Source organism: Streptomyces sp. NPDC029139 (assembly GCF_055564335.1).
The window spans coordinates 385,567-408,461 of the sequence record NZ_JBVHWN010000005.1 but is presented as its reverse complement, the minus strand read 5'-3'; the positions used below and the strand labels follow the sequence as shown (position 1 = coordinate 408,461).

Genomic DNA, 22,895 nt, shown 5'->3' with positions numbered 1-22,895 from the left:
CCTCCGTGCGGTGTAGTCCTAGACACCTCCACCACACCGGAGGTCTTCGCCATGATCAAGACCTGCGACTGTCAACAACGCTCGTGATCAATACACCTAGAGCGACGTCCCCCCGGTCGGCGGGGCCGGTTCCGGGGCCGCCGGCTTCGTCGGTTCCGGGGCTCCCCGCCGCAGGTCCTTCGGCAGCTCGTCCGGCGGGTCGCCGAGCGCCGTCACCGCTTCCCGCGCCCTCGGGGCCAGCAGGGGCGAGAAGTGGGGGTCGATCCGCAGCGCCTCCGCCAGGTGCCGGCGGGCCGGACCGAGGTCCCCCACCGCCCGCTCGATCTCGCCCCGGTGGTACGTGAACAGCGCGCTCCGCAGCCCCTCGTCCGTCGCCCTCTTCGCGTACTCCAGCGCCTCCTCGGGCTCCCCGGCCCGGTGAAGCGCCCACCCCAGCGCGTCCGCCACCCGCACCGACCGGTGCCCCCGCGCCCACTCCGCCCTCAGCCGCTCCACCGCCGCGCGCGCGTCGCCGTGGTCCGCCTCGAAGAGGCCGAGAACGGCCTCCGCGTTGACCCAGGACCCCGTCCGCAGCTGCTCGTACCGGCTCCGCGCCTCCTCGTCCAGGCCCAGCGACTCGTACAGCTCGCCCGCCTCCAGGACGTACTCCGGCAGCGGCAGCCGTTCCAGGGCCGCCCGGTACCCGGCGACCGCCTCGTCCGTGCGGCCGAGCGCCGCCAGCGCCCGTGCCCGGCCGGCCAGGGACGGGCCGTGGTCCCGTACGAGCCCCAGCGCCGCCTCGTACTGTGCGAGGGCCTCCTCCGGCTCGCCCCGCTCCCCGGCCAGATCACCGAGCCGGGCCAGCGCCGCCGCCTTCTCCGCGCCCGTCTCCGCCCGCGCCACCGCGTCGAGCGCGGCCGCCGACGCGTCCTCCCGCCAGCCCCGGTTGCGGTACATCTGCGCCGCCCGGGCGCTGACCGCCCCGCCCGTGTGCAGCTCCTCCATCGTGGCGAACGCCTTCTGGGCGGCCTTGTACTCGCCGAGCCCGTTGTACGCGTCGATCAGCAGCGGGTACGCCGACCAGCGCTTCGGGTCCTCGTTGCGGACGGCCTCGCCCCAGGCCCGCGCCGTCCGCCAGTCCCCCCGGGCGTTCGCCAGGACACCGAGCCCCAGCTGCGCGTCGAGGTTCCGCCGATCCGCCGACAGCGCCCGCCGCAGCGCCCCCTCCGCCCGCGGGTAGTACGTGGCGTCGCCGAGCCGCGCGCCCCGTTCCGTATAGGCCGCGCCCAGCACCGCCCATGACGCGTCGTCGGCCGGATGGTCCTTCAGCCAGGTCTCACGGTCGCCGATGAGCGCGGCCAGATCGGGCAGCGATGCCTGCGCGCCCGCGTTCGCCGCGAGGGCCGCCCGCGCGGCGGGCCCGGGAGCGGGCGGCGGCCCCCCGCCGAACAGGCCGGGGGCGAGATCGGGGGCGTACAGCAGAGCCGTCGCCGCGAACACCGCGCCCACCCCGCAGGCCAGGACCGTCCTCGACACGTTCTCGGTCTTCATGGCGTCACTGTGCGCCTGTACGAAGAGCACACGAAGCGCCCACTCCGGCGGGTTCACACCGATGGCCCCGGGTGCCACGCTGGACGCATGGACGATCTTCTGACGCGGCTCCACGCGGAGCTCCGCGCGGGCCTGCCCGCCGACGCGCTGATCACCGACCCGGACGTCACCGTCTCCTACGCCCACGACATGGCGAGCTTCTGCGCGGCCGGCACCCCCGCGGCCGTCGTGCTCCCGCGCACCGTCGAGCAGGTCCAGCACGTCATGCGCACCGCGACCGCCCTGCGCGTCCCGGTCGTCCCCCAGGGCGCGCGCACCGGCCTGTCCGGCGGGGCCAACGCCGCCGAGGGCGGCATCGTGCTGTCCCTCGTCAGGATGAACCGGATCCTGGAGATCAGCCCGGTCGACCGGATCGCCGTCGTCGAGCCCGGCGTGGTCAACGCCGCCCTGTCCCGCGCCGTCAACGAACACGGCCTGTACTACCCGCCCGACCCCTCCAGCTGGGAGACGTGCACCATCGGCGGGAACATCGGCACCGCGTCCGGAGGTCTGTGCTGTGTGAAGTACGGGGTGACGGCGGAGTACGTCCTCGGTCTGGACGTCGTCCTGGCCGACGGCCGGCTGCTCTCGACCGGCCGGCGCACCGCGAAGGGCGTCGCCGGATACGACCTGACCAGGCTCTTCGTCGGCTCGGAAGGCAGCCTCGGCATCGTCGTCGGGGCGACCCTCGCGCTCCGGCCGCAGCCGCCCGTCCAGCTCGCGCTCGCCGCCGAGTTCCCGTCCGCGGCCGCCGCCTGCGAGGCCGTCTGCGCGATCATGGAGCGCGGCCACACCCCGTCCCTCCTCGAGCTGATGGACGGCAACACCGTCCGCGCGGTCAACAAGCTGGCCAACATGGGGCTGCCCAGCACCACCGAGGCGTTGCTCCTCTGCGCCTTCGACACCCCGGACCCGGCCGCCGACCTGGCCGCCGTCGGCGAGCTGTGCGCGGCGGCCGGAGCCACCGAGATCGTCCCGGCCGAGGACGCCGCCGAGTCCGCACTCCTCCTCCAGGCACGCCGGCTGTCGCTGACCGCCCTGGAGACGATCAAGTCCGCGACGATGATCGACGACGTGTGCGTACCGCGCACGAAACTGGCCGCGATGCTCGACGGCACCTCCGCCATCGCGGAGAAGTACGGCCTGACCATCGGCGTCTGCGCACACGCCGGCGACGGCAACACCCACCCCGTCGTCTGCTTCGACCAGGCGGACGAGGACGAGGCGCGGCGGGCGCGGGAGTCCTTCGACGAGATCATGGCGCTCGGCCTGGAACTGGGCGGCACGATCACCGGCGAGCACGGTGTCGGGGTGCTGAAGAAGGAGTGGCTGGCCAGGGAGTTGGGGCCGGTCGGGCTCGAGCTGCAGCGGGGCATCAAGCGGACCTTCGACCCGCTGGGGATCCTCAACCCCGGAAAGCTCTTCTGATCCCTCCGCGGCGGGGTCACACCTCACCGTCCTGGGACTCGTCCGACGGCCAGGGGTCGCGCAGCCACAGGTCGTCGGCGACGGAGGTGGTGGCCAGGAGTTCGGCCAGCCCGTCGTCGATGCCGAGCTGCGCGGCCTCGGTGCCCGGCGGGACGGCGCGCAGGGTCCGCTCCAGCCACGCGGAGACCTGCGCGGAGGGCGCTTCGAGCAGCGCGTCGCCGTCGGGGGAGGAGAGCGCCATCAGCACGACGTCGCGCCCGTCGACCTTCGTGGGCCAGACCCGGACGTCCCCGTGACCGCACGGGCGGAAGACGCCCTCGACGAGCAGTTCGCGGGCGAACGTCCAGTTGACGGGATGGTCGGAGCCGACATGGAAGGTGATGTGCACGGCGTACGGGTCGTCGGTGCGGTAGGCGAGCCGTGCGGGCACGGGGATGGAGCGCTCGGGGGAGAGCACCAGCTGCAGCTCCAGCTCGCGCTCGACCACGGTGTTCTCGGTGTTCTGCATGGCGTGACGTCCTCTCCGGTACGGGGCCCCGGGTGGGCCCGCACAGGAAGAGAGCGCGGTCGCGGCCGGCCATGACGCGACTTCCGGAAAATTCTTCCGAGGAGTTTCTCCGGGCCCCGAACACGCGGGATCGTCGGCCTGAGCGTGACGGTGAGTGGCGGGTTTCATGGGTATGTCGCTCGAAGGCGGGTTTCTGGCGGCCTCTTTGTTCCCGCGGCCGCGTTCTTCGTTACTGTCCTCCCTGAGACAAGCGTTGTGACGGAACGGAGTCGGGGCAGTGGCTACTCCTCCTGGAGCCGGCGGAGAGGTACCGCAGGCCGGGTACTACCCGGACCCGTCCATTCCCGGATACATCCGGTACTGGAACGGGGGCGCCTGGGTGCCCGGGACGAGTCGTCCCGCGCCCAAGGAGGGCGAGGCGCCGCCGGCCGCCCCGGCCGGGGTGATGCCCGCGGGACCGGCGCTGGCCCCGAACCCCTCGCCCGCGCCCGTGCTCCCGTCGGCCCCGGTGCCCGCCGTGGAGGAGACCGGACCCGTCTTCCTGGACGAGGAACCGGTCGCCGAGACGCGGCCCGAGCCCGAGCCCGCCTCCGCCTGGCAGGCGGACGTGTCGCGCCAGACCGGCTTCGGCGGGGACCGGGACCAGCGCGTCTCCTGGGGTTCCCCGGAGGCGCAGTCCGCCGGACCGGCGGGCGCCGCGCAGGACCCCCGTCTGGCCGCCGCCAGGACCGCCGGCCCCGCGCCGGTGCCGACGCCCGCTCCGGAGCCCGAGCCCACACCCGCCCCACGCCCCGCGGCAGCCTCCCCGGCCCGCCTCGGGGGCATGCCGGTGACCCCGGCTCCGGCCGCCGACCCGACGGGTGGCGCGCTGCCCGGCGTACGCCAGGCGCAGGCGTCGGCCCCGGTACCGGAGGGCACGATGACGATGCGCGCCCTCCCCGCACAGGGTGCGGCCGGAGCGCACGGCTCTCCGACCCGACAGGCGCCGCAGGGCGGCCAGGGAGCGGGAGCCGCGCAGGGCCCGCAAGCCCTGACGACTCCCCAGGGGCCGCAGGCCCCGACGGCTCCGCACGACGGCGCACGGACCCCACAGGCCCCGCACGCGCCGCTCCCGCACGTGCCCGGTCAGACCCGGCCCGCGTCGGCCCCCGCTTCCGCCGCCCCCGCACCCGTCACCACCGGCCCCGGCGGCGGTGCGCCCTCCTGGCCCCAGCAGGTCCAGCAGCTCGCGCAGCCCTCCGCGGCCGCCGGCCCGCAGGCCGAGGCCGAACAGCCCGTCCTCCCCTGGAAGCCGCCGGTCGAGGACCCGTTCCTCCAGGCCGCCCGGGCCCAGGCCGCGGCGCGCCCCGCCGGTCTCGGCAAGCGTCTCGTCGCCCGGCTCGTCGACACCCTCGTCCTCGGCGCCCTCGTCGGAGGGGTGTCCTTCCCCTTCGTCACGCGGGCGCTCGACCACATCGACGCCAAGATCGAGGCGGCCAAGCAGACCGGCACCACGGTCCAGGTCTGGCTCGTGGACGGCACGACCTCGCTGCACTTCGGGATCGCGCTCGCCGCCCTCCTCGTCCTCGGCGCGCTGTACGAGGTACTGCCCACCGCCAAGTGGGGCCGCACGCTCGGCAAGAAGCTCTGCGGCCTCCACGTCCGGGACATCGAGGCGCACGAGCCGCCGACGTTCGGCGCGGCCCTGCGCCGCTGGCTCGTCTACACCGTCCTGGGCTTCCTGGTCCTCGGTGTCCTCAACGTCCTGTGGTGCCTCTTCGACCGGCCCTGGCGCCAGTGCTGGCACGACAAGGCGGCCCACACCTTCGTGGCCGGTTAGCGGGACGCCGGCCGTTCGGGACAGCAGCCGCCGGGTCGAGCAGACCCGTGCGGCGGTCCCCCGAACGGGCGGCGATTCCTTGCGGGGGCCTGCCGCGCGGGATGCACTGCCCCCATGAGCAACGACCAGCCGACGCCCGGCCAGCCGCCCGAGGACGATCCGTTCCTCAAGAAGCCGCAGGAGCCCACGCCGCCGTCGGCGGGCTCTCCGTACGGGAGTGAGCCTCCTCCTCCCGAAGGGCCCCCGCCGGGCGGCGGCCCGCCCCCCGGCTCCCCGTACGACGGCGTTCCGCCGCCGCCCCCGCCGTACGGCTCCCAGCCCTACGGCGGCGGTTACGGCCCCACGGACCCGCTGGCCGGGATGCCGCCGCTCGCCGACTCCGGCCGGCGCATCGTCGCGAGGATCATCGACTGGCTGATCATCGCCGTGCCGCTCGCGATCATCGGCCTCCCGTTCAACGTCTACGACCGGGCCTCCGACGGGGACGACTTCGGTGACACCATCAGCGCGACCAGCACCGGCACCGGTCTCGTCTTCCAGCTCATCACGATCGTCGCGTACGTCGCGTACGACACCGTGATGGTGGCGAAGGGCGGCCAGACCCTCGGCAAGAAGTGGATGAAGCTGCGGGTCGCGATGCTCAACGACGGCACCACACCGCCGATGAACGCCTCGCTGATGCGCGCCGTCGTGCTCTGGCTGCCCGCGCTGATCTGCTGCGCCTGCCTGTGGCCGCTGCTCCTGCTGATCCTGATCCTCGTCGACAAGCCCTACAAGCAGGGCCTGCACGACAAGGCCGCCAAGACCGTGGTGGTGACGGTCCCGCGGTAGCTACGAGTTCGAACCGATCCGGGTATCGGCCGACGCGCCCACGCGCGCGGCCGGTACCCGGATCTCGTCGTTCCGGGGGAGGGGCGGCACGGGCGCGGGTGACGTGCGGTGCGCGGGCGTCGTCACCGTGACGAGCAGCCCGAGAATCAGCCCGGCGGCGCTGATGACGGCGATGCCCAGCGGGGTCGTGGTGCCGGACAGCAGCAGCAGGGCGACGGTCGAGAAGACGACGGTGGCCGAACCGTAGGCGAGTGGTGCGGCGTTCGGACGCGGCATGACGGGTACCGTCCCTCGAAGCATCGGCAGGTCGCTCTTCCGAGCGACTCTACGACGGTGGATGCCCGAGCGAAACGGGTGGTAAGCGTGACCTAACCCACGGTACGGGTGCACAGGGGGCGCACGGAGTCACCAGCCCCGCCCAACTCCCTTGCTGATGCGCCCGATGCGTGGCCGGTGCCCGGACGATGAGACCCCGGGTGGCGTCCGGATAGCGGAAACCCGCTCCTGCATAGTGCAGTTGGTATGTTCAAGTCAAGGTCTGTCTTTTCTCGCGCAACTCCGGTCGAATGTCGTCACTTGTGACGCGCGACCCCGCCCGCGGACACCCCACCCTCGGTCCGCGCGGTCGCGGGCGCCGGGGAGGAAACACATCAAGTGACCAACAGACGACGGGCGATCAGAGCGTCCGCAGTCGTCGTGGCGCTCGCGGCAACCGCCGCCACCGCCTCGACCTTCACCACCGCATGGGCCGACAACAAGGGCCCGGGCGCACCGGCGGCCATCGAACGCCAGGACCCCGCTTCGGGCGCCGGCGTGGACAAGACGGCGGTCGACCACGACCTCGAGGGCCCGTACAGCAAGCAGCAGGAGCAGCAGCGCAAGGCTGCCCTGGAGCAGGTGCTGAGCGGCGAGACCAAGGTCGAGCGCCGCGGTGGCTCGCAGGTCGTCAAGCTCGACAGCAAGAAGTACGTCGAGCTGGGCCGGGAGAAGACCGACAAGATCTTCACGATCCTCGTCGAGTTCGGCGACAAGGTGGACAACACCACTCTTGTGAACCGCGCCGACGACGAGACGGACGAGCTGAAGCCGAAGTTCGGCGGCACGCCCGGCCCGCTGCACAACCAGATAGCCGAGCCGGACCGTGCGAAGGACAACTCCACGGCCTGGCAGAAGGACTACAACCGGCAGCACTTCCAGGACCTGTACTTCGGCACCGGCAAGGATGCCAAGGGACAGCCCAAGCAGTCGCTGAAGACCTACTACGAGAAGACCTCCTCCGGCCGGTACTCGGTCGAGGGCGGCGTCTCGGACTGGGTCAAGGTCGAGTACAACGAGGCCCGTTACGGCTCGAACTACTGCGGCAACAGCAACTGCGCCAACGTCTGGGACGCCGTCCGCGACGGTGTCACCGCGTGGGTCGCCGACCAGAAGGCCAAGGGGCGCACCGACGCCCAGATCAAGGCCGACATGGCGCAGTACGACCAGTGGGACCGCTACGACTTCGACGCCGACGGCAACTTCAACGAGGCCGACGGCTACATCGACCACTTCCAGATCGTCCACGCGGGCGAGGACGAGTCGGCGGGCGGCGGCGCCCAGGGCGGCGACGCCCTGTGGGCCCACCGCTGGTACGCGTACGGCACCGACGCCGGCAAGACCGGTCCGGCGCAGAACAAGTCCGGCGGTACGCAGATCGGCGACACCGGCATCTGGGTCGGCGACTACACGATGCAGCCGGAGAACGGCGGCCTCGGCGTCTTCGCCCACGAGTACGGTCACGACCTCGGTCTGCCCGACCTGTACGACACCTCGGGCAAGGCCGGCGCCGAGAACTCCACCGGCTTCTGGTCCCTGATGTCCTCCGGCTCCTGGCTCGGCCGGGGCAAGGAGTCCATCGGCGACCTGCCCGGCGACATGACCGCCTGGGACAAGCTCCAGCTCGGCTGGCTCAACTACACCAAGGTGAGCAACGAGCAGCGCGGTACGAAGTCCACCCACAAGCTGGGCGTGGCCGAGTACAACACCAAGAACCCGCAGGCGCTCGTCGTCGAGCTGCCGAAGAAGCAGGTCACCACCGATGTCGTCGCGCCCGCCGAGGGTGCCACGCAGTGGTGGAGCGACATGGGTGACGACCTCAAGAACACCCTGACCCGCTCCGTCGACCTGACCGGCAAGTCGAAGGCCACCCTTGAGCTCAAGGGCTGGTACGACATCGAGCTGGACTACGACTACCTCTACACCGAGGTGTCGACGGACGGCGGCGCCAACTGGACCGCGCTGGACGGCACGGTCGACGGCAAGCCGCTGCCGCGCGACGCGAGCGGCGCCCCGGCGCTGACCGACGTCTCCGGCGCGTACAAGAACCTCGTGTTCGGCCTGGACGCCTACGCCGGCAAGAAGTTCGACCTCCGCTTCCGCTACCAGACGGACGGCGGCGCGGGCGGCAAGGGCTTCGCGGCCGACGCCATCACGCTGACCGCCGACGGTGCCACCGTCTTCTCGGACAACGCCGAGAACGGTGACAACGGCTGGACCGCCAAGGGCTTCTCGCGGATCGGCAAGGGCTTCACGAAGGAGTACGAGCAGTACTACCTCGCGGAGAACCGCCAGTACGTCTCGTACGACGCCACCCTCAAGGTCGGCCCGTACAACTTCGGCTTCGCGGGCGACAAGGCCAGCTGGGTCGAGCACTACCCGTACCAGAACGGTCTGCTGATCTGGCTGTGGGACACCTCGCAGAAGGACAACAACACGGCCGTCCACCCGGGCCAGGGCCTCGTCCTTCCGGTCGACGCGCACCCGACGCCGCTGAAGTGGACCGACGGCACGCTGATGCGCAACCGCATCCAGTCCCACGACGCGCCCTTCGGCACCTACCGCACCGACGCCTTCCAGCTCCACAAGGCGGACGTCCCGGTCTGGATCAAGCCGCAGGCCGGCAACCCGGTCTTCGACGACCGCAAGGGCACGTACTGGTTCCAGGAGACCGAGCGGGCCGGTGTCAAGGTAACTGACACCAACACCAAGATCGCGGTCGTCAAGGAGCCGAAGAACGGCCAGACGATCACCGTCCAGGTGGGCCCCTCGACGAAGTAGTTCACATCGTCGCAGGTCAAAACATGATCGGCCGTCGCCCCCTAGCGGGCGGCGGCCGATCGTGTTTAGGTGCGTCTTGACCAGTTCTTATTGACAGCACGCTCACAGGGGGAGTGGTTCCGGGATGCCCGGTGGAGGTTTCTGCAAGTTGCCAGGCGGCAGCGTGGTGGTCGCGATCGGGCTGCCGAGCCCGGCCGGCGACGGTGCCACGGTCCGCTTCCTGGTCCACGCCGCGAACCGCGCCCGCGCCCTGACCCGGCTGCGGAACCTGGGTCTGCGCGCCGTCTACCTCCGGGGCAACGCGGAGCCCCCGACCCCGGACGAGGTCACCGCCGTCCTTCATCACCCGGACGGCCTGCTGTGGCGCGCGACGCCGCACGAGCTGTGGCACTCCGTACGGTCCCTCCCGAAGGAGCCCGCCGCGGACGTCCGTCCCCCGGCCGTGGGCGTACGCCCCGCGGACCTGGTGCTCCCCCCGGCGATGCCGACGGCACCGACGCCACCGGCGGTCACGTGGGCGCCGCCCGCGCCGAGGGCCGCGCTGGCTCCCTAGGAGCGTCCTGTCCTGGGGCCTGTCTCTCGGATCAGGCCCCCGAGGTGTCTCTCGGATCAGGTCCTAGACCACGGGCTTGCCGGTCAGCTCCACCCCGGCGGCCCGCAGCTCCTCGAGGGCCCGCTCCGTGGTGGGCTTCGCGACCCCGGCCGTCAGGTCGAGCAGCACCTGGACCTTGAACCCCTCCCGCGCCGCGTCCAGCGCCGTGGCCCGCACGCAGTGGTCCGTCGCGATGCCCACCACGTCGACCTCGCGCACGTCCCGTTCCCGCAGCCACTCCGCGAGCGTGCGGCCGTTCTCGTCACGCCCCTCGAAGCCGCTGTACGCCGCCTCGTACGCCCCCTTGTCGAAGACCGCCTCGATCGCCCCGCTGGCGACCGCGGGCGCGAAGTTCGGGTGGAAGCCCACGCCCTCCGTACCGGCGACGCAGTGCACCGGCCAGGAGGTGACGTAGTCGGGCTCCTGGCCCGCCGGGGCGAAGTGGTCGCCCGGGGCGACATGGTGGTCACGGGTGGCCACCACGTGCTGGTACGCGGCGCCCGCCGCGTCCCCGACCAGGTCCGTGATGGCGGCGGCGACGTCGGCTCCCCCCGCCACCGCGAGGCTGCCGCCCTCGCAGAAGTCGTTCTGAACGTCCACGACGATCAATGCGCGGTGCATGGCGGGTGTCCTTTGAGGTGGCGGGAAGGGGTCAACGAGGGGGAATGACGTCGAGCCTAGAGACTTCCCCCTTCGCGCGGGAGGGGGCGTCCCAGGGTGTTACACGTACTCCGTGGGCAGCACCGGCTCGCCCCGGGACAGCTGCATCGCCGACATCGGCAGCCCGGCCCGTGCCGCGATGTGCCGCGACCTGGCCGCCTCCAGGGGCTCGCGGGCGACCACGTCGCCGCCCTTGACCAGCTCCACCAGCAGCTGACGCTCGACGAGCTCCGGCGGGACCGGGCCCGTGCCGACGACCTCGGCCTCCGCGACCCCGTCCGCGTCCGTCCGTCGCGCCGCCCACTTGCGGCCGCCCACCGACGCCTTGCCGCCGAGGGACTTCTTGGCGACCGCGGTCAGCGGCGCCTTCGGATCGGCCGACCGGGCGCGGGCGACCAGCTTGTAGACCATCGAGCAGGTCGGGTGCCCGCTGCCGGTGACCAGCTGCGTGCCGACCCCGTACGCGTCGACCGGAGCCGCGGCCAGCGAGGCGATGGCGTACTCGTCCAGGTCCGAGGTGCACACGATCTTGGTGTCGCGCGCGCCCAGCTCGTCGAGCTGGGCCCGGACCCGGTGCGCCACGAGCAGCAGGTCGCCGGAGTCGATCCGCACGGCTCCGAGCTCCGGTCCGGCCACCTCGACGGCGGTACGGACGGCCTCGGCGATGTCGTACGTGTCGACCAGCAGCGTCGTACCGCGGCCCAGCGTGTTCACCTGGGCCTGGAAGGCGTCCCGCTCGCTGTCGTGCAGCAGGGTGAAGGCGTGTGCGGAGGTGCCGACGGTCGGAATCCCGTAGCGGAAGCCGGCCGCCAGGTCCGAGGTGGAGTCGAAGCCGCCGACGTACGCCGCCCGGGCGGAGGCGACCGCGGCCAGCTCGTGGGTGCGCCGGGCGCCCATCTCGATCAGCCGCCGGCCGCCGGCCGCTGCCGACATCCGGGAGGCGGCCGCCGCGATGGCCGAGTCGTGGTTGAGGATCGAGAGGATCACGGTCTCCAGGAGCACGCACTCGGCGAAGGAGCCCTCGACCCGCAGGATCGGGGAGCCGGGGAAGTACACCTCGCCCTCGGGGTAGCCCCAGATGTCGCCGGAGAAGCGGTAGGCCGCCAGCCACTCCAGGGTCGGCTCGTCGACGATGCCCTGGTCGCGCAGGAAGCCGAGCACGCCCGCGTCGAAGCGGAAGTTCTCGACGGCGTCCAGGACGCGCCCGATGCCGGCCACCACGCCGTAGCGCCGCCCCTCGGGCAGCCGCCGGGTGAAGACCTCGAAGACGGAGCGCCGGTCGGCGGTGCCGGCCCGGAGGGCCGCGCGCAGCATGGTCAGCTCGTACTGGTCGGTGAAGAGCGCGGTCGACGGCACGTCCACCGGCAGCCCAAGGTCCGCAGCGTTCATGTCAGCGATGCTACCGCAGAAATCGTCAGAGTGACGATTTCTCTGTCGATGTGGCCGGGGGAGGCGCACCGGGAGGCGGCCCCGTTTGTGCGACCCCCCTCCCGAGGTGGCAGCATGGTGTGAGTGAGCGTCGCGCCTATTGAGATCGAACGTACGGAATCGGCCGAGGAGATCCACGCGGTCGTCGAACCGGACGTGCCGTGGGTGACCCTCGTCCACAACGATCCGGTCAACCTGATGAGCTATGTGACCTACGTCTTCCAGGCGTACTTCGGTTACTCCAAGGACAAGGCGCACAAGCTGATGCTCGACGTGCACCACAAGGGCCGCGCGGTGGTCTCCAGCGGCACCCGCGAGGAGATGGAACGGGACGTGCAGGCGATGCACGGCTACGGACTGTGGGCGACCCTGACCCAGGACCGCGGCTGATGGCGGGGCATTTCGAGGCGCTGCCCGGCGGCGGCGCCGCCGTCGCGCTCGACGACGTCGAGATCTCCATCCTCCGCTCCCTCGCCGTCCAGCTCATGGAGCTGATCGGGCCGGGTGACGAGCCCGTCGAGGGCGAGGACCCGCTGGCCGCGCTCTTCGCCGAGGGGCCGAGCGAGCCCCCGTCCGACCCCGCCCTCAGGCGGCTCTTCCCGGACGCGTACGGCGACGAGGACGAGGAGCTGCGGGCGGCCGCGGCCGACTTCCGCCGCTACACGGAGAACGATCTGCGGACGCGCAAGCGCGAGGACGCCCTCGGGGTCGTCCGCAGCCTGGACGCGCTCGTCCCCGGCGCCGACGGCGGGGCGGTCCTCAAGCTCACCGCCGACGAGTCCCGCGCCTGGCTCGGGGCGCTCAACGATCTGCGGCTGACGATCGGGACCCGGCTCGAGGTCGCGGACGACGAGGAGAGCGAGCGGCTGTACCGGCTGCCGGACTCCGATCCGCGCAAGCCGATGGTGATGGCGTACCTCTGGCTCGGCGCGCTCCAGGAGTCGCTCGTCGAGACCCTGATGCCCGGCGACTGAGGCGCCGTTCGCTCAGCGGACACTCAAATCCGGATAACGAATACGTCACCAAAGTGTTCTTACTGGTCCTCTTGAGTGGCTTTTGCCCTCTTCTGCTGGTGGCGTGCGTCACTTCAGCGTTCTCCGATCGCCGTTTCCCCCGTGATAGATCTTCACGACCACCCGGGGACGCCACCCCTGTCCCCCGGGGGCGCTTTGGCCGGCTGACCGCCGGTAGCACTCCATCCACATCCGGGGGGATCAGGACCTGATCCGCGGCCAGACCACGTCGGCGCGGATCAGCATGGAGAAAGGCGCACCACCATGACCTCAGTGCAGGTCGACAAGCAGCACGACGGCAGTGAGGCCGCGGACTCCGCCTCGGGCGAGGGTTACCACCGGGCACTCGGCGCCCGCCAGATCCAGATGATCGCGATCGGCGGCGCCATCGGCACCGGCCTCTTCCTGGGCGCGGGCAAGGGCATCTCCAAGGCGGGACCCAGCCTCATCCTCGCGTACGCGATCGCGGGCCTCGTCATCTTCTTCATCATGCGGGCGCTCGGCGAGCTCCTCATGTACCGGCCCGTCTCGGGCTCCTTCTCGGAGTACGCCCGCGAGTTCATCGGCCCCTTCGCCGGCTTCGTGACCGGCTGGACGTACTGGCTCTTCTGGGTCGTCACCGGCATCACCGAGGTGACCGCCGCGTCCGAGTACATGCAGTACTGGACCAAGAACACCGACGGCGTGCTCAATCAGCCGCAATGGGTGTTCGCCCTGATCTTCACGGTCGTCCTCTTCCTCGCGAACCTCATCTCGGTCAAGCTCTTCGGCGAGCTCGAGTTCTGGTTCTCGATGGTCAAGGTCACCGCGATCGTCGGCATGATCCTGATCTGCGCCGGCATCCTCACCATCGGCTTCTCCGACGCCGGCGACACGGCCTCGATGACCCTGCTCTGGTCCGAGGGCGGCTTCTTCCCCAAGGGCATCGGCTCCACCCTGATGACCCTGCAGATGGTCATGTTCGCCTTCCTCGCCGTCGAGCTCGTCGGCGTGACGGCCGGCGAGTCCAAGGACCCCAAGACCGTCCTGCCCAAGGCCATCAACACCGTGCCGTGGCGCATCGCCGTCTTCTACGTCGGCGCGCTGATCATGATCCTCTCGGTCGTCCCGTGGACCCACTTCCAGCCGGGCGTCTCCCCGTTCGTCGCGGCCTTCGAGAAGATGGGCCTCGGCGTCGGCGCCGCCATCGTGAACTTCGTCGTCCTGACGGCCGCGCTCTCCTCCTGCAACTCGGGCATGTACTCCACCGGCCGCATGCTGCGCGACCTCGCGCTCAACGGCCAGGGCCCGAAGTTCTTCACCAAGCTCACCAGCAACGGCCTGCCGCTGGCCGGCACCTCGTTCTCGGCCGGCCTGATGATGGTCGGCGTCTGGATCAACTACCAGTGGCCGGGCGAGGCGTTCAACTACGTCGTCTCCTTCGCCACCATCTCCGGCATGTGGGCCTGGATCATGATCCTGATCTGCCAGGTCCGCTTCCGCCTCAAGGCCGACCGCGGCGAGCTGCCCCAGTCGTCCTTCAAGGCGCCGGGCGGCATCTGGGCCAGCCTCTTCGCCCTGGCCTTCATCGGCATGGTCATCGTACTGATGGGCATCGACAAGGACGCGCGGATCTCGCTGTACTGCGCACCGGTGTGGGCGCTGCTCCTCGGCGTCGCCTACCTCGTCCTGAAGGCCCGCAACCCGGAGGGCGCGGCCTTCGCCAAGCGCTCCTGAGCTGCCACGTCTCGGCATCCGGGCCGTTCCGTACCACTCCTCGGTACGGAGCGGCCCGTCTGCTTATCCTGTCGGACATGCTGACCATCACCCGGGCTCTGTACGACCAGATCGTGGAACACTCCCGCGCGGACCACCCCGACGAGGCATGCGGCGTGGTCGCGGGCCCCGTCGGCAGCGGCCGCCCCGAGCGGTTCATCCCGATGCTGAACGCCGCGCGCTCGCCCACGTTCTACGAGTTCGACTCCGCGGACCTGCTGAAGCTCTACCGCGAGATGGACGACCGGGACGAGGAGCCCGTGATCATCTACCACTCGCACACCGCCACGGAGGCATACCCCTCCCGCACCGACATCTCGTACGCGAACGAGCCCGGCGCCCACTACGTCCTGGTCTCCACCGCCGACACCGACGCCGCCGGCCCCTTCCAGTTCCGCTCCTTCACCATCGTCGAGGGCGTCGTGACCGAGGAGGACGTGAAGGTCGTCGAGTCCTACGAGTAGCGGCTCCTCCGGAAGCGCGCCGGGCACGCGGAGGGCGTCCCCCGACAGGGTGAACGCCCTCCGGGCCGACTGTTCGCCGCCGAGCCCACCACGCGCCGCCGTACCCGCGTGGACACCGCCCGGGCCGAGGCCGTCCGGCGTCCAGGAACGGGCGCCCTGTCCCCGGCTCGCCCCCTCGGTCCACCTGTCGAGCGCGCACTGTCCGTCAGGTGAGATCACATTCCGGAACCCGGACCGGGAATCGATACGATGACCCCATGGTTTCGAACGACGTGAGCGAAGTGACGCCGGGCAGCGTGCTGCTCGTGGCGCGGTTGCACGTCGACCTGTGCCGCCTCGCCAGCGCGATGTGAGCGGGGGCGCACCAGCGCACCCAGGAGCACGACCCCCCGCGCGGGGGCAATCAGAGCCGCGCGCCTTTCACGCCACTTCCGACAGGAGCCCACGCCATGGCCATCGAGGTCCGCATCCCGACCATCCTCCGCACCTACACCGACGGCGCCAAGGCCGTCGAAGGCAGCGGTGCGACGCTCGCCGAGCTCTTCACCGACCTCGAGTCCCGTCACGCCGGCATCCGGGCCCGGCTCATCGACGAGGCCAAGGGCGGCGAGCTGCGCCGCTTCGTCAACGTCTACCTGAACGACGAGGACGTCCGCTTCCTGGACGGCATCAACACCAAGCTGACCGACGGCGACAACGTCACGATCCTGCCGGCCGTGGCCGGCGGCATGGTCTGATCCACATGCGTTACGACTCCCCGCTGGCGGCGGTCGGCAACACGCCCCTGGTCCGGCTCCCCAGGCTCTCGCCCTCGGACGACGTCCGCATCTGGGCCAAGCTGGAGGACCGCAACCCCACCGGCTCGGTCAAGGACCGCCCCGCGCTCCACATGATCGAACAGGCGGAGAAGGACGGCCGGCTCACCCCCGGCTGCACCATCCTCGAACCGACCAGCGGCAACACCGGCATCTCGCTCGCGATGGCGGCCAAGCTCAAGGGCTACCGCATCGTCTGTGTCATGCCGGAGAACACCAGCGAGGAGCGCCGCCAGCTGCTCGCCATGTGGGGCGCCGAGATCATCTCGTCCCCCGCCGCGGGCGGGTCGAACACGGCGGTACGGGTCGCCAAGGAACTCTCGGCCGAGAACCCCTCGTGGGTGATGCTCTACCAGTACGGCAACCCCGACAACGCGGGCGCCCACTACGCCGGCACCGGCCCCGAGATCCTCGCCGACCTGCCCTCCATCACCCACTTCGTGGCGGGCCTGGGCACCACCGGCACCCTCATGGGCGTCGGCCGCTACCTGCGCGAGCACAAGCCGGACGTCAAGATCGTCGCCGCCGAACCGCGCTACGACGACCTGGTCTACGGCCTGCGCAACCTGGACGAGGGCTTCGTGCCCGAGCTGTACGACGCCTCCGTCCTCACCAGCCGCTTCTCGGTCGGCTCGGCCGACGCCGTGACACGTACCCGGGAGCTCCTCCAGCAGGAGGGCATCTTCGCCGGCGTCTCGACGGGCGCGGCGCTGCACGCGGCGATCGGCGTCGGCAACAAGGCGGTGAAGGCGGGCGAGAGCGCGGACATCGCCTTCGTCGTCGCGGACGGCGGCTGGAAGTACCTCTCGACCGGCCTCTACACGGCGGCCACGACGGAAGAGGCGATCGCCACCGTCCAGGGCCAGCTCTGGGCCTGACGCGCCCTTCTCCCTACGACGCCAGATGGCGGACCTGGTCCCATACGACCGGGTCCGCCGTCCCCACCCTGCGACGGAACTCCCACACCGGGACCTCCCGCAGCTCGTCCGTCTCCAGAAAACTGGGCCGCCCCCGCGCGTCCCCCACCGACCCCGGCGGAAGCGCGATCACCCCCGGCCGCTCGTCGTGGTACTTGCTGGTGATCTTGGCGACGAGCGCGCAGTCCCCGCGCAGCACCAGCACCAGACACGGCCGGTCCTTGGACCCGGGCCCGTCCTCGTAGGGCACGTCCGCCCACCAGATCTCACCCGCCCGGGGGACCCGAGCGGGTGCCTTTCCGGGCGCGCGCGGCCGGGCCGGGGGCCGCGCGGGCGGCCGCGTCCGGCCCCCTGGCCGCCGGCCCGAGCGCTTCATGCCGTCGGCCAGCGCCACGATCAGAGCGATCACCACGACCGCGACGAGCGCCGGCCACCAGGACATGTCCATACCCCAAGACGTTACCGGCGACCCGTACCCCGCGCTCTTCCGCCCCAGGTCCATCCGAACCGGTGACACAGCCCGTGAGTTCGCCCACAACGGGACGCCACGGAGGAGCGACGAGCCCTGCCGCGCCTTACGCTCGTCGCATCGCACGACCTCCCCCGCCGCTCTCCGCCCTCGGAGGTTCACGCTCCATGAAGCTCACCGTCGTCGGCTGCTCCGGGTCCTTCCCGTCCGCGGATTCGGCCTGCTCGAGCTACCTCGTAGAGGCCGACGGCTTCCGGCTGCTCCTCGACATGGGCAATGGCGCCCTGGGCGAGCTGCAGCGCCACATCGGTCTGTACGACCTCGACGCCATCTTCCTCAGCCACCTCCACGCCGACCACTGCATCGACATGTGCGGGTACTTCGTCGCGCGCTACTACCGGCACGAGGGCGGTCGCTGCGACCCCCTCCCGGTCTTCGCCCCGGAAGGCGCCGAGCAGCGCCTGACCACGGCGTACGCGGACACACCCTCGGACAAGTCGATGAGCGAGGTCTTCGACTTCCGGACGCTGACGTCCACCTCCTTCGAGCTCGGCCCGTTCTCCGTCCGTACGCAGAAGGTGTGCCACCCGGTGGAGGCGTACGGCATCCGGATCGAGCACGGCGGCCGTTCGCTCACGTATTCGGGCGACACGGGTGTCTGCGACGCCCTGCACGAACTGGCCGACGGCACGGACCTGTTCCTGTGCGAGGCCTCCTTCACGCACGGCAAGGAGGACATCCCGGCGCTGCACCTCAACGGCCGGGAGGCGGGCGCGGAAGCGGCCCGCTCGTCGGTGGGGCGGCTGGTGCTCACCCACATCCCGCCGTGGACCGACGGCGAACAGAACCTGGCGGACGCGCGGGCGGTGTACGACGGGCCGTCGGAGCTGGCGTACGCGGGTGCGGTGTACGAGATCTGAGCAGCGAGAGGGACCCCGGAACCGTACGGTTCCGGGGCCCCTCCTCGTTGTGGGCGAGGCTCACGCCTTGGTGAGGTCCTCGACCTCCTCGTCGGGCTCGCGACCCGGGGTCATGATGTTGAACTTGGTGATCGCGAAGCGGAACACCACGTAGTAGACCACCGCGAAGACCAGGCCTATCGGGATGATCAGCCACGGCTTGGTGGCGTACGTCCAGTTGAGGAAGTAGTCCAGCGCTCCGGCGGAGAAGGTGAAGCCGTGGTGCACGCCGAGGGCCGAGGTGATGACCATCGAGGCGGCGGTGAGCACCGCGTGGATCACGTAGAGGAGCGGCGCCAGGAACATGAAGGCGAACTCGATGGGCTCGGTGATGCCGGTGACGAACGAGGTCAGGGCGAGCGAGAACATCATGCCGCCGACGACCTTGCGGCGCTCGGGGCGTGCGGCGTGGGTGATCGCCAGGGCGACGGCCGGAAGGGCGAACATCATGATCGGGAAGAAGCCCGACATGAACTGGCCGGCGGACGGGTCGCCGTGGAAGAAGCGGGGCAGGTCGCCGTGCCAGACGGCGCCGGTGGAGTCGGTGAAGGTGCCGATCTCCTGCCAGGCGACGGTGTTCACGAACTGGTGCATACCGACCGGGAGCAGACCGCGGTTGATGGCGCCGAAGATGCCGGAGCCGATGGCGCCGAGGCTGGTCATCCAGTTGCCGAAGTCGGTGATCACGTTGCCGACGGGCTCCCAGAGGAGACCGAAGAGAACACCCATGACGGTGCCGACGAAGGCCATGAGGATCGGGACGAGGCGGCGGCCGTTGAAGAAGCCGAGCCAGTCGACCAGCTTGGTGCGGTGGTACCGCTGCCAGACGATGGCGCCGAGCAGACCCATGATGATGCCGCCGAAGACCTTGGGGTCGTTGTACGTCGCGGCGACGTCGACGCCCTTGTTCGCGGTCGTGTTGACGACGGCCTCGGTGACCGGGAACGCCTTCAGGACGCTCGAGTAGACGAGGAAGCCGACGAGGGCGGCGAGGGCGGTGGAGCCGTCGGCCTTCTTGGCGAAGCCGATGGCGATGCCGACGCAGAACAGCAGCGGCATGTTGGCGAAGACCGCATCGCCGGCGGAGGCGAAGACAGTGGCGACCTTGTCCCAGCCGAGACCCTCGGCGCCGAAGACGTCGGGCTGGCCGAGACGGAGCAAGATACCCGCGGCCGGCAGTACGGCGATCGGCAGCTGCAGGCTGCGACCGACCTTCTGCAGGCCCTGGAACAGGCCGGACCCGCGCTTCTTCGCGGGAGCGGCGGCCTGGGCGGTGGCCGTACTCATCAACTTCCTCCAGTAAGGCAAGGCGCCGCCAGAGGACAGTGGAAAGGGGGACGGCGGCGTCTCATGGAACGCGGTGGACTGGACCGCGTGGTCTACACCAATGAGTGGTGTAGACCAGTTTTAGCACGTGAGACTTAGATAAGGAACCTGCGAATTCTGTGTGCCCGAGCCATAGCGCCGCGTGAACGGCGAAGGCCCCCGGACCATGAGGTCCGAGGGCCTTTTCGTACGCGGCGAACGGGGTGAAACCCCCCGGCCGCCTGGATCCGGGCTACGCCTTGGTGGTGTCCCGGTTCATCTCCTCCTCGACCTCCTCGGGCTCCCGCCCCGGCGTCGGCAGGTCGAACTTGGTGATCGCGAACCGGAAGATCACGTAATAGACGACCGCGAAGGCCAGACCGATCGGAATGATCAGCCATGGCTTCGTCGCGAGGTTCCAGTTGATGAGGTAGTCGATCAGACCCGCCGAGAAGCTGAACCCGTCCTTCACCCCCAGCGCCCACGTCACCGCCATCGACACACCCGTGAGCAGGGCGTGGATCACGTACAGCAGGGGGGCGATGAAGAGGAACGAGTACTCGATCGGCTCCGTGATGCCGGTGACGAAGGACGTCAGGGCGACCGAGAGCATCATGCCGCCCACCTCCTTGCGCCGGTGCGGCTTCGCGCAGTGGGTGATCGCCAGCGCCGCCGCCGGAAGCGCGAACATCATGATCGGGAAGAAGCCCGTCAGGAACTGGCCGGCGTTCGGGTCGCCCGCCAGGAACATCGGGATGTCACCGTGGACCGTCGTCCCGTCCGGCTTCTCGTACGTGCCGAACTGGAACCAGATCGGCACGTTCAGGAACTGGTGCAGACCGATCACCAGCAGCGCGCGGTTGGCGACACCGAAGATGCCCGAACCCCACGCGCCCAGCCCCACCAGCCAGTCGCTGAAGTTCTCCAGCGCGTCGCCGATCGGCGGCCACACCCACAGGCACAGGGACGCGAAGGCGATCGCGACAAAGGTCATGATGATCGGGACGAGCCGGCGGCCGTTGAAGAAGCCCAGCCAGTCCACGAGCTTCTTCCGGTGGTAGCGCTGCCAGAACCAGGCGGTGAGCAGACCGATGACGATGCCGCCGAAGACGCCGGGGTTCTGGTACGTGTACCCGCTGAACGCCTGCTCGGGCGCCAGGCAGCCGCCGTTGATGTCCGCCGTCCCGCGCGGGCACTCCTCGGGGAACTGGCGCAGCACGTTGTAGTAGACGAGGAAGCCCACCGTGGCGGCCAGGGCCGTCGAGCCGTCCGCCTTCTTCGCCATGCCGATCGCGACACCGATGCAGAACAACAGCGGCAGTCCGAGGTTGCCGTCGAGCAGCGCGCCACCCGCGCCCGCCATCACCTTCGCCACGTTGTCCCAGCCGAGGCCGTCCTCTCCGAAGACGTCCGGCTGGCCGAGGCGGTTGATGATGCCGGCCGCCGGGAGCACGGCGATGGGCAGCTGCAGGCTGCGGCCCATCTTCTGCAGCCCCTGGAAGAGACCGCCCCACATCGACTTCCTCGGCGCCGCGGCGGCGCTGTCCGTACTCATCGGCGTCCTCCCTGACACACTGGTGTAGACCAGTTGCGATAGGCTCCCGGAGCCCCCTGAGGGCAGGCCGCCGGTGATCGTCATCATTCGGCAGAACGAGGGCACGCGCTCGCGAAGTTGGGCCAACCGTGCGTTACCGTGACAAAGCGGACCGTCGGTGCGCCCAGACTCGCGTTCTTCGAACAGCACGGACAGGGAGAAACACATGGCCAGCAAGGCTGAGAAGATCGTCGCCGGGCTCGGCGGCATCGACAACATCGAAGAGGTCGAGGGCTGCATCACCCGCCTGCGCACCGAGGTCATCGACCCCAGCAAGGTCGACGAAGTCGCCCTCAAGGCCGCCGGCGCCCACGGCGTCGTCAAGATGGGCACCGCGATCCAGGTCGTCATCGGCACCGACGCCGACCCCATCGCCGCCGACATCGAAGACATGATGTGAACCCCTCCCGCACCTGAGAGAGGGCCCGCCCCCAGAGGGGGACGGGCCCTCCTTCCGTACGGCTACGCTCGTGGCATGTCTCGTATCGACGGCCGTACCCCCGAACAGCTCCGCCCCGTCACCATCGAACGCGGATGGAGCAAGCACGCCGAGGGCTCCGTCCTCATCTCCTTCGGCGACACCAAGGTCTTCTGCACCGCCTCCGTCACCGAAGGCGTCCCGCGCTGGCGCAAGGGCAGCGGCGAAGGCTGGGTCACCGGCGAATACTCGATGCTCCCCCGCGCCACCAACACGCGTGGCGACCGCGAATCCGTCCGCGGCAAGATCGGCGGCCGCACGCACGAGATCTCCCGCCTCATCGGCCGCTCGCTGCGCGCCGTCATCGACTACAAGGCCCTCGGGGAGAACACCATCGTCCTCGACTGTGACGTCCTCCAGGCCGACGGCGGCACCCGCACCGCCGCCATCACCGGCGCCTACGTCGCCCTCGCCGACGCCGTCTCCTGGGCCCAGGGCAAGAAGCTCGTCAAGGCCGGCCGCAAGCCCCTCACCGGCACCGTCGCCGCCGTCTCCGTCGGCATCGTCGGCGGCGTCCCCCTCCTCGACCTCTGCTACGAGGAGGACGTCCGCGCCGAGACCGACATGAACGTCGTCTGCACCGGCGACGGCCGCTTCGTCGAGGTCCAGGGCACCGCCGAGGCCGAGCCCTTCGACCGCAAGGAGCTCAACGCGCTCCTCGACCTCGCCTCCGGCGGCTGCGCCGAACTCGCCGAGATCCAGCGCGAGGCGCTCGAAGGAACTCTGTAGGGCGCCGCGGCGTCTTCCTCATCACGGGCGTACGGCTCCGGCCGTACGCCCGTACATCCATATCCCTGGGAGGGACCAGTCTTGAAGCGCCGTCTCGCACTCGCCGTGGCCTCGGCAGCCGTACTCACCACCACCCTCGTCGGCTGCGGAGCCCTCGACAAGGCAATGGACTGCGTCGCGACCGCCGACGCGATAGCCACCAGCGTCGACAAGCTCCAGCAGGCGGCCTCCAACGCCTCCAACGACCCGACGCAGATCAACGAGGCCCTGAACGACATCTCCACCGAGCTCGACAAGCTCAAGGACACGACCGACAACGCGGACCTGTCCAAGGCCGTCGACGACCTCGGCAAGGGCGTCGACACCGTCCGCACGGCCGTCAAGGAAGGCGACACCACCCCGGACATCAAGCCGATCACCGACGCCGCGGCCGAGATCGGCAAGGTCTGCACCTCCTGACCCCCGT

23 protein-coding genes and 1 pseudogene are annotated in these 22,895 nt (G+C 70.4%); 16 read left to right on the top strand and 8 right to left on the bottom strand.

The window, feature by feature from the left end:
- Nucleotides 1–96: 96 nt before the first annotated feature.
- The gene (locus ACZ4VW_RS15775) at nt 97–1,530 is read right to left on the bottom strand and encodes a tetratricopeptide repeat protein (protein ID WP_467962494.1); all 1,434 of its coding nucleotides are present in this window, start codon (nt 1,528–1,530) and stop codon (nt 97–99) included.
- Between the two features lie 87 nt (nt 1,531–1,617).
- Between ACZ4VW_RS15775 and ACZ4VW_RS15770 the strand changes: the two genes are divergently transcribed.
- Nucleotides 1,618–2,997, top strand: coding sequence for an FAD-binding oxidoreductase (locus ACZ4VW_RS15770; RefSeq protein ID WP_467962492.1), 1,380 nt, complete (start codon nt 1,618–1,620; stop codon nt 2,995–2,997).
- A gap of 16 nt (nt 2,998–3,013) precedes the next feature.
- On the opposite strand, the gene ACZ4VW_RS15765 is transcribed toward ACZ4VW_RS15770, so the two are convergent.
- Nucleotides 3,014–3,505 carry an SsgA family sporulation/cell division regulator gene (locus ACZ4VW_RS15765; protein WP_467962491.1) on the bottom strand — a complete coding sequence of 164 codons (492 nt, stop codon included), beginning with the start codon at nt 3,503–3,505 and terminating at the stop codon, nt 3,014–3,016.
- Between the two features lie 277 nt (nt 3,506–3,782).
- Between ACZ4VW_RS15765 and ACZ4VW_RS15760 the strand changes: the two genes are divergently transcribed.
- Nucleotides 3,783–5,324: an RDD family protein gene (locus ACZ4VW_RS15760; RefSeq protein WP_467962489.1), complete on the top strand. Its 1,542-nt coding sequence runs from the start codon at nt 3,783–3,785 to the stop codon at nt 5,322–5,324.
- A 114-nt stretch (nt 5,325–5,438) separates the two neighbouring features.
- Nucleotides 5,439–6,155: an RDD family protein gene (locus ACZ4VW_RS15755; protein ID WP_467962487.1), complete on the top strand. Its 717-nt coding sequence runs from the start codon at nt 5,439–5,441 to the stop codon at nt 6,153–6,155.
- Here the strand turns inward: ACZ4VW_RS15755 and ACZ4VW_RS15750 are convergent, their stop codons facing one another.
- On the bottom strand, nt 6,156–6,431 hold the full coding sequence (locus ACZ4VW_RS15750) for a hypothetical protein (RefSeq protein ID WP_467962485.1): 276 nt from the start codon (nt 6,429–6,431) through the stop codon (nt 6,156–6,158). It abuts the gene before it with no gap.
- A 378-nt stretch (nt 6,432–6,809) separates the two neighbouring features.
- Here ACZ4VW_RS15750 and ACZ4VW_RS15745 point away from each other — a divergent pair, with 378 nt between their 5' ends.
- Together ACZ4VW_RS15745 and ACZ4VW_RS15740 are read left to right on the top strand one after the other, a co-directional pair.
- Nucleotides 6,810–9,251: an immune inhibitor A domain-containing protein gene (locus ACZ4VW_RS15745; protein WP_467962483.1), complete on the top strand. Its 2,442-nt coding sequence runs from the start codon at nt 6,810–6,812 to the stop codon at nt 9,249–9,251.
- 124 nt (nt 9,252–9,375) lie between these two features.
- Nucleotides 9,376–9,675 (top strand): annotated as a pseudogene (locus tag ACZ4VW_RS15740) (hypothetical protein); the annotation flags it as partial.
- A gap of 192 nt (nt 9,676–9,867) precedes the next feature.
- On the opposite strand, the gene ACZ4VW_RS15735 reads toward ACZ4VW_RS15740, so the two are convergent.
- Nucleotides 9,868–10,464: an isochorismatase family protein gene (locus tag ACZ4VW_RS15735; RefSeq protein ID WP_467962481.1), complete on the bottom strand. Its 597-nt coding sequence runs from the start codon at nt 10,462–10,464 to the stop codon at nt 9,868–9,870.
- A gap of 99 nt (nt 10,465–10,563) precedes the next feature.
- The gene (locus ACZ4VW_RS15730) at nt 10,564–11,892 is read right to left on the bottom strand and encodes a nicotinate phosphoribosyltransferase (RefSeq protein ID WP_467962479.1); all 1,329 of its coding nucleotides are present in this window, start codon (nt 11,890–11,892) and stop codon (nt 10,564–10,566) included.
- A gap of 123 nt (nt 11,893–12,015) precedes the next feature.
- Here ACZ4VW_RS15730 and clpS point away from each other — a divergent pair, with 123 nt between their 5' ends.
- The 7 genes from clpS (at nt 12,016) to ACZ4VW_RS15695 (ending at nt 16,856) form a co-directional block, all read left to right on the top strand.
- Nucleotides 12,016–12,321: an ATP-dependent Clp protease adapter ClpS gene (clpS, locus tag ACZ4VW_RS15725; protein WP_137989095.1), complete on the top strand. Its 306-nt coding sequence runs from the start codon at nt 12,016–12,018 to the stop codon at nt 12,319–12,321.
- The gene (locus ACZ4VW_RS15720) at nt 12,321–12,905 is read left to right on the top strand and encodes a DUF2017 domain-containing protein (protein ID WP_467962477.1); all 585 of its coding nucleotides are present in this window, start codon (nt 12,321–12,323) and stop codon (nt 12,903–12,905) included. Before clpS ends, ACZ4VW_RS15720 begins: the two co-directional genes overlap by 1 nt.
- A 303-nt stretch (nt 12,906–13,208) precedes the next feature.
- Nucleotides 13,209–14,660, top strand: a complete 1,452-nt coding sequence (locus ACZ4VW_RS15715) for an amino acid permease (protein WP_467962475.1) — start codon at nt 13,209–13,211, stop codon at nt 14,658–14,660.
- A gap of 77 nt (nt 14,661–14,737) precedes the next feature.
- The gene (locus ACZ4VW_RS15710) at nt 14,738–15,163 is read left to right on the top strand and encodes a M67 family metallopeptidase (RefSeq protein WP_467962473.1); all 426 of its coding nucleotides are present in this window, start codon (nt 14,738–14,740) and stop codon (nt 15,161–15,163) included.
- A 257-nt stretch (nt 15,164–15,420) separates the two neighbouring features.
- Nucleotides 15,421–15,516: a putative leader peptide gene (locus tag ACZ4VW_RS15705; RefSeq protein ID WP_467962471.1), complete on the top strand. Its 96-nt coding sequence runs from the start codon at nt 15,421–15,423 to the stop codon at nt 15,514–15,516.
- Between the two features lie 96 nt (nt 15,517–15,612).
- A complete protein-coding gene (locus tag ACZ4VW_RS15700) occupies nt 15,613–15,900 on the top strand; it encodes a MoaD/ThiS family protein (protein ID WP_467962469.1) in 288 nt (95 codons plus the stop codon).
- 5 nt (nt 15,901–15,905) lie between these two features.
- A complete protein-coding gene (locus tag ACZ4VW_RS15695) occupies nt 15,906–16,856 on the top strand; it encodes a PLP-dependent cysteine synthase family protein (RefSeq protein WP_467962467.1) in 951 nt (316 codons plus the stop codon).
- Between the two features lie 13 nt (nt 16,857–16,869).
- Here ACZ4VW_RS15695 and ACZ4VW_RS15690 read toward each other — a convergent pair whose 3' ends face one another.
- Nucleotides 16,870–17,343 (bottom strand): type II toxin-antitoxin system PemK/MazF family toxin, encoded by a 474-nt coding sequence (locus ACZ4VW_RS15690; RefSeq protein WP_467962465.1) that lies wholly within the window; start codon nt 17,341–17,343, stop codon nt 16,870–16,872.
- Between the two features lie 188 nt (nt 17,344–17,531).
- On the opposite strand from ACZ4VW_RS15690, the gene ACZ4VW_RS15685 reads away from it, so the two are divergent.
- On the top strand, nt 17,532–18,284 hold the full coding sequence (locus ACZ4VW_RS15685) for an MBL fold metallo-hydrolase (RefSeq protein WP_467962463.1): 753 nt from the start codon (nt 17,532–17,534) through the stop codon (nt 18,282–18,284).
- Nucleotides 18,285–18,344: 60 nt separating this feature from the next.
- Here ACZ4VW_RS15685 and ACZ4VW_RS15680 read toward each other — a convergent pair whose 3' ends face one another.
- Both ACZ4VW_RS15680 and ACZ4VW_RS15675 read right to left on the bottom strand, forming a co-directional pair.
- The gene (locus tag ACZ4VW_RS15680; RefSeq protein WP_467962461.1) at nt 18,345–19,610 is read right to left on the bottom strand and encodes a PTS transporter subunit EIIC; all 1,266 of its coding nucleotides are present in this window, start codon (nt 19,608–19,610) and stop codon (nt 18,345–18,347) included.
- Nucleotides 19,611–19,881: 271 nt separating this feature from the next.
- Complete coding sequence (locus tag ACZ4VW_RS15675) at nt 19,882–21,183, bottom strand: PTS transporter subunit EIIC (protein ID WP_467962459.1); 1,302 nt, start codon at nt 21,181–21,183, stop codon at nt 19,882–19,884.
- A 157-nt stretch (nt 21,184–21,340) separates the two neighbouring features.
- Here ACZ4VW_RS15675 and ACZ4VW_RS15670 point away from each other — a divergent pair, with 157 nt between their 5' ends.
- The 3 genes from ACZ4VW_RS15670 (at nt 21,341) to ACZ4VW_RS15660 (ending at nt 22,888) form a co-directional block, all read left to right on the top strand.
- Entirely contained in the window at nt 21,341–21,622 is a 282-nt protein-coding gene (locus tag ACZ4VW_RS15670) for a PTS sugar transporter subunit IIB (protein ID WP_467962457.1), read from the top strand.
- Between the two features lie 75 nt (nt 21,623–21,697).
- The gene (rph, locus tag ACZ4VW_RS15665) at nt 21,698–22,429 is read left to right on the top strand and encodes a ribonuclease PH (protein WP_467962455.1); all 732 of its coding nucleotides are present in this window, start codon (nt 21,698–21,700) and stop codon (nt 22,427–22,429) included.
- A gap of 81 nt (nt 22,430–22,510) precedes the next feature.
- Complete coding sequence (locus tag ACZ4VW_RS15660) at nt 22,511–22,888, top strand: hypothetical protein (RefSeq protein ID WP_467962453.1); 378 nt, start codon at nt 22,511–22,513, stop codon at nt 22,886–22,888.
- Nucleotides 22,889–22,895 lie beyond the last annotated feature (7 nt).